The organism is Providencia sp. PROV261, from assembly GCF_028477945.1.
Taxonomy (GTDB): domain Bacteria; phylum Pseudomonadota; class Gammaproteobacteria; order Enterobacterales; family Enterobacteriaceae; genus Providencia; species Providencia stuartii.
This window is the reverse complement of the sequence record NZ_JAMPMC010000038.1, coordinates 13550-26003: the sequence shown is the minus strand read 5'-3', so window position 1 is coordinate 26003 and position 12454 is coordinate 13550. Positions and strand designations below refer to the sequence as shown.

Sequence of the window (12454 nt, the reverse complement as noted above, 5' to 3'; positions counted from 1 at the left end):
AATTACAGCTGAGGGCGTTTTACAAAACCAATGGCTTCATAAACTTTATCAACGGTTTCTTGCGCGCGTGCTGCCGCTTTGGTTGCGCCTTCATCCATAATTTTGTTGAGCAGCGCTTCGTCATTACGGAATTGATGATAACGCTCTTGGAGTGTAGCCAACATGCCAGAGACGGCATCTGCCACTGCACCTTTAAGATGACCGTACATTTGACCTTCAAATTCGGCTTCAAGCTCGGCAATCTTTTTACCCGTTACGCCAGATAAAATATCTAGCAGGTTTGAAACACCTGGTTTGTTTTCGATGTCATAACGAACACGAGGCGGCTCTTCTGAGTCAGTGACCGCACGTTTGATTTTTTTCGCTGCTGATTTTGGATCTTCAAGCAGGGCGATAACGTTATTGCGGTTATCATCAGACTTAGACATTTTCTTCATTGGATCTTGCAAAGCCATGACACGAGCGCCACCTCCAGTCGGAATAAAAGGATCTGGCACGGTAAAGATATCGCCATAAATCGCGTTAAAACGCTGTGCAATATCACGGCTTAACTCAAGATGCTGTTTTTGGTCGATACCAACAGGAACTTGGTTAGTTTGATAAAGTAAAATATCGGCAGCCATTAATACAGGATAATCAAATAAACCAGCGTTAATGTTTTCTGCATGACGCGCTGATTTATCTTTAAATTGTGTCATACGGCTTAGTTCGCCGAAGTAAGTGTAACAGTTTAGCGCCCAGCTAAGTTGCGCATGTTGCGGCACATGGGATTGAACAAAAATAGTGCTTTTATTCGGGTCAATGCCACAAGCGAGGTAGAGTGCTAAGGTATCGAGGGTTCTTTTGCGTAGCTCGTCAGGGTCTTGACGTACAGTGATCGCATGTTGGTCAACGATACAATAGATGCAGTCGTAATCATCTTGCATTTGTACCCACTGACGTAGCGCACCCATGTAGTTACCGATGGTCAATTCACCGGAAGGCTGCGCGCCGCTGAATACGATAGGTTTTTGGGTTTGCTTTTGTTTTTCAGTGGGTTCACTCATTTCTTTTTATATCCTTTAATTATTTTGTGTCAGATAAACCGATGGTAGGCAGGATATCTGAAAAGTGTGTTAATACACAGTCAGGCTCACTCAGAGCGATTGATTCACCATAGTTATAACCGTAAGTTAGGCCAACGCTAGGGCATTGTGCGCTTTTTGCCGCAATAATATCATTACGGGAATCACCGACAAAAAGCAATTCCTCTTTACGTAAACCAAGCTTGCCCATGGTGAAATACAGTGGCGCTGGGTGTGGCTTTTTCTCTTTCACATCATCGCCGCCAAGCACTAACGAAAAATAGCGATCAATGGCTAATTTTTTCAGTAATGGCGCGATAAAAGGTGTGGGTTTATTGGTCACTATGGCCATAGGGATGTTATGGAATGCGAGCTTTTCTAACGTCTCTTTGACTTCTGGAAATAGTTCGCTGCCCGTTGTCACAGCGGTGGCATAGAATTTATCAAAACTGTCACGGGTCGCTTGGTGAAGCTCGGGAGTGATGGTTGCTCCCGCCCATGTTAATGCGCGTTCAATCATGACATCGGCACCGTTACCTACCCAAATTGAAACACGCTCTTTCCCTGCTGGTGGAAAACCTTGTTCTTTTAATGCGTTATCTAGCGCTTCAGCTAATCCACCGGCACTGTCAACGAGAGTACCATCTAAATCAAAGGCAATTGCTTTGATGTTTTCTAAACTCGGTTGTGTCATTGAGATACCTTTTGTAATTCCTTACGCATTTGATCAATGACGGTTTTGTAATCAGGCTGACCAAAAATTGCAGATCCTGCAACAAAGGTGTCGGCACCAGCAGCGGCAATTTCGGCAATATTATCAACTTTAACACCGCCATCGATTTCTAAACGAATATCATAGCCACTTTCATCGATCATTTTACGGACTTGGCGCAATTTAGTCAGCGTATGTGGAATAAAGGATTGACCACCAAAGCCTGGGTTTACCGACATGAGTAGGATCATATCGACTTTATCCATCACATACTCTAGGTGGCTCAATGGTGTTGCTGGGTTGAAAACGAGGCCAGCAGTACAGCCATGTTCTTTGATTAACTGTAGTGTTCTATCGACATGTTCGCTGGCTTCAACGTGGAAGCTGATATGATTTGCGCCTGCTTTTGCAAAGTCAGGGATAATTCTGTCGACAGGTTTAACCATCAAGTGGACATCGATTGGCGCAGTAATTCCGTAGTCGCGTAGGGCTTTACAAATCGGTGCACCGAACGTGAGGTTAGGAACATAGTGGTTGTCCATAACGTCAAAATGCACGATATCCGCGCCAGCGGCTAGTACTTTTGCGGTATCTTCGCCTAAACGGGCAAAATCTGCAGATAAAATAGATGGGGCAATGAGAAAATCTTTCATTATTGTCTCCGATTATTTAAACGTCACCTGAGAGTCATTCCACGCCAGACGAGAGGCGCTTGATGTTTTTCTTATCAGCGTTTTTGGGGAGTTTTAGCGCAGGCTCCCCGTTATATAGTGCCAACAACTCATTGACTTTCGCGCGATTAAGTATGTTTCGACTGATTGTTCGACGCACTTTGACAATGTGTAATTTAGCTTGATGATACCACTCTCTTGTTGCTGGCGTGTCATGATTTGAAATCAGAACCGGAATTTTGCGATCTGAAGACAAATAATGGGCTAATCGCGCAAGATTTTGTTGTTCTTGAGCGCTAAAGGCATTGGTGTGATAGGCCGTAAAGTTCGCTGTTTCGGAAAGCGGAGCATACGGAGGGTCACAATAAACGACCGAGCCTGATTCCGCAGATAGCAGCGTACTTTCATAATCTTGGGTCACAAAGGTCGCTTTTTGCGCTTTATCGGCAAACCACAGTAGTTCTTCTTCTGGAAAGTAGGGCTTTTTATAACGACCAAAAGGCACATTAAATTCGCCGCGTGAATTATAACGACATAGCCCGTTGTAGCAGTGGCGATTTAGATATAAAAATAATACGCTACGTTTGATAGGGTCTGTAGATTGGTTAAATTCTTGACGTTTAATGTAATACTGCTCGGCGGTATTAAATTCAGGCGTAAAGATCTCGCGTACTTCTCCGATGAAAGAGTCTGTACGGTATTTTACGGTATTGTAGAGGTTAATGAGGTCGCTGTTGATATCAGCTAGGACATAAGCATCGTAGCTGGTATTTAGGAAAACAGAACCTGCTCCTACAAAGGGCTCGATCAAGCAATCACCCTGTGGAAGATGTTTTTTGATATCTTCCACTAGAGGGTATTTGCCGCCGGCCCATTTCAAAAAAGCGCGTGTTTTTTTCATGCCGTCTTATTGTTACAAACGTTTAGAGTAGTATTGGGTACTCTGTCAGGACAGCATAATGCGCCCGCTATAAAACGTTGTTATTTCTGATCCTGTTGAACTTGCTTCATATTTCTAACCCATGGTTTTTTCGCTTGAATTTCGGCTGGTAAAGTCGCAATAGCGCTTTTAGCTTCATTGACGGAGCGATAGTTGCCGTGGATCAGAACATACCAAGTTTGCCCATTACGGATTGTTTTATAAACTTTATAGTTATTGAGTTTATGTTGTTTAGCGAAAGCTTCTAGTGTATCAGAACGGCTTGCACTGCTTAATTGTAATGTGTAGTTACTCGCAGGCGCTGACATTAAGTTACCACTTTGATTTTGGTTCGCCGTGGTTGTTTTTGCTGGCTGCTTAGGTTGAGCCGGTTGTTTAGTTTCAACAGGCTTTGTTTGCGTCCTCTCTGGTTTTGCAGGCACCGTTTGTGGCTTTTGGGCCGGTGGCGTTTGTGTCACAGGAGGCGGTGCAATATTTTGTGCCGGCGTATTCGCCGTGCCTTGGTTGAGTGATTGACCTTGGTTTAGGGCATCGACAACATCACCCGGGATTTCAATCCGTTCACCATAATTATTTGTTTGTTGCTGTTGAGTACCTTGGGTAGGTACTGGGTTCACAGGCGGTACGTTTATCTCTTGTGCCTGGCCTGATGGGCTTTGATTATTGCTAAGCGATGAAGAGCTAGACAAATCGATATTACGCTCGTTTGCCGTTGTATCAGTTTGCTGCTTTTCATGCTCTGTTGGAGCTTTTAAGGCTGAGCTAATGGCGATAATCAGTAATAACAGCACCAAAACACCTACACCAATCATAATATGTTGGCGAGATATCGTGAGTTTAGGTTTTGCTGTTGATGATGGACGGCTACGACCTGCCGGTCGGTCGGATGTATCTGGCCGTAGATCATTTTGTGTATTAGGCTGATTATCTGGTTTAAATTCGTCCATTTTGCCCTCCCGAATAAATATCACCTTGTAATCGAGATAAAATTTCTCTTTTCATTACGGCCTCTTCACGAGTAAATAGTGTATACCCGCGATGTTGCAAAGGATAGTCTTATACTTGTCATATCGTCTTCATATGATTAATACGACATATGATATTGCATGTCTAAAAGTCTAAGTGTTTGAGAGTGTGTTGTAACCTGAAACTTTAGGCATAGCTTATAATTTAACGATTTTAAGACATATCTGCCAGAAACATTTTAAAACCTCAAATTATCTGGATGGTTTTATCTGTTTCTGGCTGATAATCACACAAGATGGCTTAGGTTTCGGGTAAACAGGACGATATCGCATCTCGTACTGTTTGTGTTTCAATATCTGAGCGCATTTCTGCATGGCCGATTGTGGTAGGTAAGATAAGATGGAGTTTCCCGCCCATGACCTTTTTATCCCGCATCATATGAGGTAAATAGTCATCCGGTTTCATTTGCTCAGGACCCGTCACAGGTAGCTCAGCGCGTTCTAACAAGGCGATAATTCGCTGAGTTTGGTGTGCGGTGAATGTGCCTATGCGTTCTGCCGTTTTAGCCGCCATCACCATACCTGCTGCGACGGCTTCACCGTGCAGCCAAACGCCATAGCCCATATGGGCTTCAATAGCATGACCAAAAGTATGGCCAAGGTTAAGTAGCGCCCTTAAGCCGCTAGTCTCTTTCTCATCAGCCGCGACGACCTGTGCTTTTAATTCACAGCAGCGACGGATGCAGTAAGCCATGGCTTGATTATCAAGAGCCATTAGAGCGTCGATATTCGCTTCTAGCCAGCTGAAAAACTCCCCATCAAGGATGATGCCATACTTGATGACCTCAGCAAGACCAGATGAAAGCTCTCTTTTCGGTAACGTTTTTAAGCAATCAAGGTCGATGATGACAGAGGCGGGCTGATAAAATGCCCCGATCATATTTTTGCCTAATGGATGGTTTACCGCGGTTTTGCCGCCTACGGATGAATCTACTTGTGATAACAAGGTGGTTGGTACTTGGATAAAACGAACCCCACGTTGATAACTTGCTGCGGCGAAACCTGTTAGGTCACCGATAACACCCCCACCAAGTGCTATGAGGGTGGTATCGCGATTATGGCGTTTTTCGAGTAAGGCAGTGAAAACATCGTTCATAATGAACAAGGATTTATACTGTTCCCCATCCGGTAAAATGATTGAATCTACTGTTACCCCTGCTGCTTCAAGAGCACGCGTCACTTTCTCAAGATAGATAGGCGCAAGTGTCTCGTTGGTCACCAACATAGCTCGTTGACCCGCTTTGAGTGGCCAAAAAGCATCTGGTTGGTTATAAAGACCCGGAGCAATTGTGATTGGATAACTGCGTTCATCCAGAGTAACAGTGACTTTTTCCATCTTGCTTTACCTTGTTGCCATGAGTAATGTTAAGTTAGTTTTTTTCTAACAGCTCAATGATTTGGCTTGCGACAACTTTGGCACTTTGCTCATCAGTATGAATGGTGATATCAGCAATTTCTTCATACATTGGGTTGCGTTCAGATGCCAATTTTTCAAGAACTTCACGAGCCGGTTCATCCACTTGTAATAGTGGCCGTTTTTTATCACGTTGAGTTCGAGACAACTGTTTCTCGATAGTGGTTTCGAGATACACAACAACACCACGAGCAGATAGGCGATTGCGAGTTTCTTTCGATTTTACTGAACCGCCACCCGTTGCCAGTACGATGCCTTGTTTTTCGGTAAGCTCATTGATGATTTTTTCTTCGCGCTCGCGGAAGCCTTCCTCGCCTTCTAGGTCAAAGACCCAGCCTACATCTGCACCTGTACGTTTTTCAATCTCGTGATCAGAGTCGAAAAACTCCATATTAAGCTGTTGAGCCAATTGACGACCAATAGTGCTTTTGCCGGCACCCATCGGTCCAACCAGAAAGATATTGCGTTTCTCTGCCATGTTTTTTGGTATTACTACGATTATTCGTTAATGATAACCCGCCCCGCCAATCGAATTAGCGACGGGACCTAAACTGAAACCTCATGAGTGATAAGTGAGATCAGATAAGAAAATTATCTCAATACATCAACCTGAATTGCAACTATATAAATGTGGCACTGAGCGAACAAAGTGCCACATTTGTGTTACTGGTTTCTTTTATTATGCCGTCTATTTTGCCTAACGTTTTGTTCAACATGAGTTTTAACAGTATTGCCACTGCATATAAAAGCAGAGGAACGTGTTAATTTATAGAGCAAATTGATTGCGGCTATTTTATAAGCGGCTGATAGCTTGTTCTTTAATCTACTGATAGTTAGAACACTCAATGGGTAACCTTGTATGCTAAAACGACGTCAGCGTCAAATTTATCCGGTAAGTTTATGGCATAAAAAATAATTTTCTCTGCTCACATTTCCTTTATATTCATTCAACTACTTGAAGTATCAATATTATTTTTTTATCTAAATATTGATCAGCTTTGGTGTGATAAAAACCACAAGAACTCTACGGTCAATATGTTCACCTGTATTGGTAAATAACTTTCCCAAAAGGGGAATGTTGGAAAGAAAAGGTAGGCCTGTTTCTGTTTTTTCTTGCTTCTGTTGAAAAATGCCGCCGAGTATCAATGTTTCATTGTTGCGTATCGTGACAGAGGTAGCGATTTCTTGCTTATTGATCGCTAAATAGTGTTCATCACTGGTGGTAATCGCTTTATCAGGGGAGTTATGACTGATTTTCAGTAGTAGCTCAACGTGATCTCCGCGTGAGAGAGTTGGCGTGACCTCCATTCCTAATACCGCATCTTTAAACTGAACGTGTGTTTTCTTTTCTGTGCTAGTGACATAGGGGATTTCAGACCCTTGCTGAATACTGGCGGGGTGTTTGTGTGAAGCCATCAAACGAGGGCTTGCGATAATAGAGAGCAAATTTTCTTTTTCTAAAGCATTAAGTTTAAGTTCTAACAGCCCTTCGCCCAGCCGAAGTAAATTAAACTGACCTGATGAAGAGTCATAGCGGTTATAACGCTGGTAACGGCTATTATTGGGGCTACCCGATAACATTCCCCACTCCAAGCCTAACTCTTGCAGGGCTGTCCGGCTGCTGCTGATAATGTGTGCGGTAATTTGGACTTGCTGTTTAGGAACATCAAGTTGCTTTAACCACTCTTCAATCAGTTGTAAGCGGGTTTTTGTCTCTTTTATCACTAAACTATTTGTTGCAAAGTGGCTGATGGCGGTAGCTTGGCTCGATAATAAAGCATTTTCAGGGTGTTTTAACTGTTCGAGGGCATCTGTTGCACTTATGGATGTGAGTTTAAAGATTTTTTCGATGAATGGATTCTCGACGGGTTGATGAGAGGGAGTTGGTGAGGGAGAGGCGAGCTTTTGGTGAGTTTCATCTAAAGGCAGAGGGATGAAAGGGTCGCGCATCTCTTGAGCGATCACGTTTAAGGGAATAGTAAAAACAATGATTACAGCTAAAAACAGTTTATTGTTCATTAATATCATCCTTGATAAATGAGAGGGTGAATGTGGCTGTTAACTCGCCATTGCGAGGCGAAAAACGTACCTCAGAAATGAGACCTGTTTGGTATGATGCGGGCGTGATAATGGCATGGATGAAGCGGTAAATTTGCGGGTAATCACCTTGAACTTCAACCTGATAACGCTGCTCATTGGTCGCTACAGCCGCCGAGGGTTGTAAACGGTTAAGTACGACCTTTGTTTGGGTAACCATGTGTTGTATATGAGCCACAAATTGTGTTGCGTTTTGTTTTGATAATGTTAATTCTTGCTCCAGAGCCACCATTTGTTGCTCAAGTTGATGGAGTGAAGGAAGTTGTGTTAGTGCCTGCGTATATTGTTGTGATTGAGAGGCGATATGCTGAGTTTTATTTTTAAGTTCAGTCAGTTGAGACTCCACTTCCTGCCAATAAAAAAAGGTGTAAGCCAGTAAGATAGCAATCGTAGCAACCCAAAGAGGAATAGTTTGTTGCCAAAAAGGGCGATACCAAAACCCAGAGGCATTATCATTCATTCGTCTCCTCCTGATAGTGTGCACTTACATGCAAGTAGTTAACCTGACGAGTTTTCCCCATTTTTATGAGTTGTACTTGATGCAATAACGGGTTGCTTTCTAAGCGAGTGATCAATTGGCTAATATCGTGAAAATCATAGCTAACAGCAGCTATTTCTAGGTTATTACCAGTGAGTGAGACCTTCGCGAGCCAGCTTTTTTGCGGTGTAAGTTCAGGCAGCTTATAAAGAAGATTTAACCGAGTTCGGTTACTTTGTGCTTGCCGATTAAGGTGTTGTCGGTGCGTTTGCCATTCAGCGAGCTTGGCTTGTTTTTCGTTAATCACCTTTATCTGTTGCTGCTTTTGCGCGACATGTTGTTCGAGTTGCATTTTGGTGATCTGCCACTGTGTTTGTTCGAACTGCTGTTGTGAAGAATTGTAGATAACCACGATCGCGACTAGACAACTTTGCAGAATAAATAGCGCGAAACACCGCCGTTTATTGCGAGTAATACGCTGTTGCCGCCAAGGTAAAAAATTAACTTGATACATGGTCACGATCCTTATCGCGTAACGCTAAACCTGTTGCAACCACAAAATCACCGAGTTGGTGAGGGAGCCTAACGGTATGGTTATGAAAGGCTTGCAATAGGCTCCATGAATGTACTGCCTGAGACTTATGGTGATCGCCGATATAATAGAGAGGCAATTTTAGTGGCCCATTGTTTTCATTGAGTAGAGCGATAATTTGTGGAAGTGTGGTGATGTCATTTTCTTGGATTTGATTATAAGTTGCAGGTTGACTGACGGGGCCAGTCCATAGCCACTCCCCTTGGCGATAATGTATTAGCCAACTCTCATCGGGTAACCCAGCATAGCGTGCAATGTAACGTAAGACACAAGGGGCGACATCAATTGCGGTTAACAAGAAGCCACTGTCATGTAATAAATTTTGCCAAAACACGATCTCTGACTTACGTACCCCGTTTAGGTAGGCTCGATTGTCTATCACACGATAATCGATCACCAAATCTTCTGAACTTAGTGGAAACAATTTTTCGGCACAGCTTTGTAAATACCAACCTAGCTCAGGTTGCTTTAAAGTCACTTGTTCAGGTAAAGTCACTTGCTGTTTTAATGTTTTCAGAGCAGAAAATGCCATTGAGACCTGACAATTTTTAGGTAATTTCCGACGCCATTGTATTAAAATTTTCAGTAGCATCTCGTATCTATCATGTTCAGATTGGCTGGTGATTTCGTTTGGAATATTATGTTGCCAACACTCGCATAAGTACCGCCGTTTGCGGTTTTGTTTTGTGGCAACAAGTTGAATTGAGGCTTGGCAAAGGTCTATTCCGATGTTCCATTTTTGTGAATACATAGATAATTTCCTTATCATCAACAAATAAATTACGATTTCTATTGAGCTGTATAAGCTTTATACTACGCGCCAGCTATATCTAAACCCTCCTGTCTGTTGAGTATGGGAATTATCCGGTGAAGTTCGTAAAATATTTTTTTATTATTGTTATTTGTTGCATTTTTTTGGGAACCGCCTCGATTTTTGGCATGTACAAATATGTCGAAAATGAGTTACCTGACGTCGCAACAATGAAAGACATCCGCCTACAAACGCCGATGCAAATCTTCAGTGCTGATGGTGAATTAATTGCACAATATGGTGAAAAACGCCGTATTCCGCTGCCATTAGCTGATATCCCACCCCTGATGATCAAGGCCTTTATTGCAACGGAAGATAGCCGTTTTTATGAGCATCATGGTATCGACCCTGTGGGTATTTTCCGTGCCGTTACGGTAATGGCATCTTCGGGTCGTGCTTCCCAAGGGGCGAGTACAATCACCCAGCAATTAGCCAGAAACTTTTACTTAAGCCCAGAAAGAACCATAATGCGTAAGGTAAAAGAGGTCTTTCTTGCGGTGAGAATTGAGCAGTTATTCACCAAAAATGAGATCATGGAACTGTATCTCAATAAAATTTACCTTGGTAACCGTGCATATGGGGTTGGCGCAGCCGCGTATGTGTATTTTGGTAAAACGGTCAATGAATTAACGCTCAGTGAAATGGCGATGATCGCGGGTTTACCAAAAGCACCTTCGACATCAAACCCTTTATTCTCTTATGAAAAAGCGATTAGCCGTCGTAATGTGGTGCTTGGGCGTATGCTAGAAGAAAAATACATCACCCAAGCGGAATATGAACAGGCAAAAAATGAGCGAATTGAAGCGTCTTATCACGCACCGAAAATTGATTTCTCAGCGCCTTACCTCGCCGAAATGGCACGCCAAACATTGTATGAGCAACATGGTGAAGATGCTTATACTGACGGTTACAAAGTCTACACAACGGTTATTCGCAAAGACCAACTCGCAGCCACTGATGCGGTACGCAATAATTTAATTGATTATGATGTCCGTCATGGTTATCGCGGGCCAGCAGACGTGTTGTGGACAGCAGGAGAGCCTGCTTGGACGACAGAAAAAATTATCGAAAAACTTAAAAAATCCCCTGTTTATGGGCCATTATTACCTGCTGTTGTCCTTTCCTCAACGGACAGCGAAGCGACGGTGCAATTGGCCGATGGCTCAACAGAGAAAATCACTTTAGCGGGTGTGCGTTGGGCGCGTAAATTTATTTCCGATACCCAGCAAGGTGCCATGCCAAGTAAAGTGAATGCGGTGATGAAAGCAGGTGAGCAAGTTTGGATCCGCAAAGTAAAAGATATTTGGTGGCTGGGACAGGTTCCTGAAGTTAACGGGGCTTTTGTGGCATTGAACCCAAATAATGGTGCGATTATCGCCTTAGTGGGTGGCTTTGACTTTAATATGAGTGAGTTTAACCGCGTCACTCAGTCATTACGCCAAGTTGGCTCGAATATCAAACCTTTCTTGTATACAGCAGCGATGGATAAAGGTTTGACGTTGGCATCACTGTTAAATGATGTTCCTATCAGTCGTTGGGATGCGGGAGCAGGGTCAGATTGGCGGCCGAAAAACTCACCACCTCGTTATGCAGGCCCTATCCGCTTAAGACAAGGGTTAGGTGAATCAAAGAACGTGGTTATGGTACGCGCCATGAGAGCGATGGGGGTTGACTATGCAGCCGATTACCTCACACGTTTTGGCTTCCCTGCGGAAAATATCAATCGGACTGAAGCCTTAGCGCTCGGTGCGCCATCATTTACGCCAATGCAGATGGTGCGAGGCTATGCGGTGATGGTGAATGGTGGTTATCTGATTGACCCTTACTATATCCAAAAAATTGAGAATGCAGAGGGTGAGGTGCTTTTTGAAGCTAATCCAAGAATAGCTTGCCCTGATTGTACTGATATTCCAGTGATTTATGGAAATACGGAGCGTACGATCGCCCTTAAAGGTGTTGATGACGAGTCGACAGAAGAAATTACTCAATCAGATGATAAACCAACGGAGCAAGAGCCAACGATGGAAGTGACATCTGCGGCACCAAAAGAAGCGACACCTCAAGATATGTATGCGCCTCATGTTATCAGCACACCTTTAGCGTTCTTAATTAGGGATGCAATGATGACGAATATCTATGGTGAACCAGGTTGGTTAGGTACTGGCTGGCGTGCAGCGAGAGATCTAGGTGGTCGCCGTGATATTGGTGGTAAAACAGGCACAACGAATAGCTCGAAAGATGCTTGGTTCTCCGGTTACGGCCCTGATGTTGTCGCCTCGGCTTGGATTGGTTTTGATGATAATAGGCGTACCTTAGGGCGCACTGCAATCAGCGGTGGTGAAGCGGGGGCGAAAAGCGCTCAACCAATATGGGATGACTTTATGAAGTCAATCTTAGAAGGTGTACCGGTTACGATGATGAAGCCACCGAAAGGGATCATTGCTGTTTCTATTGATAGTCGGACGGGTAAGCTAGGCAATTCTCGTAAAGAGTATTTTATTGAGGGTACTGAGCCTAAAGAGCATGCTATTCAAGAGGTTGGAACGACTATCTTTGAAGAGGGTGGCGAAAGCCAAGAGCTGTTCTAATGTGTTTGGCTCCCTGTTCAAAGGGGAGCTAACAAGAGAGTAAATGTTAAATAGGAAAATCG

The 12454-nt window shown here is 43.5% G+C and carries 12 protein-coding genes; 1 reads left to right on the top strand and 11 read right to left on the bottom strand.

All coding sequences use genetic code 11. From position 1 onward, the window contains the following. Positions 1 to 2: 2 nt before the first annotated feature. The 11 genes from trpS to pilM form a co-directional block, all read right to left on the bottom strand. A complete protein-coding gene (trpS, locus tag PR675_RS17825; RefSeq protein WP_004916068.1) occupies positions 3 to 1046 on the bottom strand; it encodes a tryptophan--tRNA ligase in 1044 nt (347 codons plus the stop codon). Between the two features lie 19 nt (positions 1047 to 1065). Beyond that, positions 1066 to 1758: a phosphoglycolate phosphatase gene (locus tag PR675_RS17820; RefSeq protein WP_036942401.1), complete on the bottom strand. Its 693-nt coding sequence runs from the start codon at positions 1756 to 1758 to the stop codon at positions 1066 to 1068. Then, positions 1755 to 2429, bottom strand: a complete 675-nt coding sequence (rpe, locus tag PR675_RS17815; RefSeq protein ID WP_004916064.1) for a ribulose-phosphate 3-epimerase — start codon at positions 2427 to 2429, stop codon at positions 1755 to 1757. Before rpe ends, PR675_RS17820 begins: the two co-directional genes overlap by 4 nt. Before the next feature lie 34 nt (positions 2430 to 2463). Next, positions 2464 to 3348 (bottom strand): adenine-specific DNA-methyltransferase, encoded by an 885-nt coding sequence (gene dam, locus PR675_RS17810; protein WP_004916061.1) that lies wholly within the window; start codon positions 3346 to 3348, stop codon positions 2464 to 2466. Between the two features lie 80 nt (positions 3349 to 3428). Next, a complete protein-coding gene (locus tag PR675_RS17805; protein WP_014657126.1) occupies positions 3429 to 4334 on the bottom strand; it encodes an SPOR domain-containing protein in 906 nt (301 codons plus the stop codon). A 319-nt stretch (positions 4335 to 4653) separates the two neighbouring features. After that, positions 4654 to 5748, bottom strand: coding sequence for a 3-dehydroquinate synthase (gene aroB, locus PR675_RS17800; RefSeq protein ID WP_004916059.1), 1095 nt, complete (start codon positions 5746 to 5748; stop codon positions 4654 to 4656). Between the two features lie 34 nt (positions 5749 to 5782). Continuing rightward, positions 5783 to 6304, bottom strand: a complete 522-nt coding sequence (aroK, locus tag PR675_RS17795) for a shikimate kinase AroK (RefSeq protein WP_004916057.1) — start codon at positions 6302 to 6304, stop codon at positions 5783 to 5785. Positions 6305 to 6807: 503 nt separating this feature from the next. Beyond that, a complete protein-coding gene (locus PR675_RS17790; protein ID WP_014657124.1) occupies positions 6808 to 7845 on the bottom strand; it encodes a secretin N-terminal domain-containing protein in 1038 nt (345 codons plus the stop codon). Further along, the gene (locus PR675_RS17785; RefSeq protein ID WP_060561505.1) at positions 7835 to 8383 is read right to left on the bottom strand and encodes a hypothetical protein; all 549 of its coding nucleotides are present in this window, start codon (positions 8381 to 8383) and stop codon (positions 7835 to 7837) included. The genes PR675_RS17790 and PR675_RS17785 overlap by 11 nt, the downstream gene beginning before the upstream one ends. Then, on the bottom strand, positions 8376 to 8915 hold the full coding sequence (locus PR675_RS17780; RefSeq protein WP_040132636.1) for a PilN domain-containing protein: 540 nt from the start codon (positions 8913 to 8915) through the stop codon (positions 8376 to 8378). The genes PR675_RS17785 and PR675_RS17780 overlap by 8 nt, the downstream gene beginning before the upstream one ends. After that, positions 8902 to 9744: a pilus assembly protein PilM gene (gene pilM / locus PR675_RS17775; protein WP_060561506.1), complete on the bottom strand. Its 843-nt coding sequence runs from the start codon at positions 9742 to 9744 to the stop codon at positions 8902 to 8904. Before pilM ends, PR675_RS17780 begins: the two co-directional genes overlap by 14 nt. A 116-nt stretch (positions 9745 to 9860) precedes the next feature. On the opposite strand from pilM, the gene mrcA reads away from it, so the two are divergent. After that, positions 9861 to 12392, top strand: coding sequence for a peptidoglycan glycosyltransferase/peptidoglycan DD-transpeptidase MrcA (gene mrcA / locus PR675_RS17770; RefSeq protein WP_014657121.1), 2532 nt, complete (start codon positions 9861 to 9863; stop codon positions 12390 to 12392). The last annotated feature ends 62 nt before the right edge of the window (positions 12393 to 12454 follow it).

Excerpts from the sequence above, each read along its gene's own strand:
- trpS (WP_004916068.1), bottom strand. The coding sequence starts at position 1,046 with ATGAGTGAACCCACTGAAAAACAAAAGCAAACCCAAAAACCTATCGTA.
- PR675_RS17820 (WP_036942401.1), bottom strand. The coding sequence starts at position 1,758 with ATGACACAACCGAGTTTAGAAAACATCAAAGCAATTGCCTTTGATTTA.
- rpe (WP_004916064.1), bottom strand. The coding sequence starts at position 2,429 with ATGAAAGATTTTCTCATTGCCCCATCTATTTTATCTGCAGATTTTGCC.
- dam (WP_004916061.1), bottom strand. The coding sequence starts at position 3,348 with ATGAAAAAAACACGCGCTTTTTTGAAATGGGCCGGCGGCAAATACCCT.
- PR675_RS17805 (WP_014657126.1), bottom strand. The coding sequence starts at position 4,334 with ATGGACGAATTTAAACCAGATAATCAGCCTAATACACAAAATGATCTA.
- aroB (WP_004916059.1), bottom strand. The coding sequence starts at position 5,748 with ATGGAAAAAGTCACTGTTACTCTGGATGAACGCAGTTATCCAATCACA.
- aroK (WP_004916057.1), bottom strand. The coding sequence starts at position 6,304 with ATGGCAGAGAAACGCAATATCTTTCTGGTTGGACCGATGGGTGCCGGC.
- PR675_RS17790 (WP_014657124.1), bottom strand. The coding sequence starts at position 7,845 with ATGAACAATAAACTGTTTTTAGCTGTAATCATTGTTTTTACTATTCCC.
- PR675_RS17785 (WP_060561505.1), bottom strand. The coding sequence starts at position 8,383 with ATGAATGATAATGCCTCTGGGTTTTGGTATCGCCCTTTTTGGCAACAA.
- PR675_RS17780 (WP_040132636.1), bottom strand. The coding sequence starts at position 8,915 with ATGTATCAAGTTAATTTTTTACCTTGGCGGCAACAGCGTATTACTCGC.
- pilM (WP_060561506.1), bottom strand. The coding sequence starts at position 9,744 with ATGTATTCACAAAAATGGAACATCGGAATAGACCTTTGCCAAGCCTCA.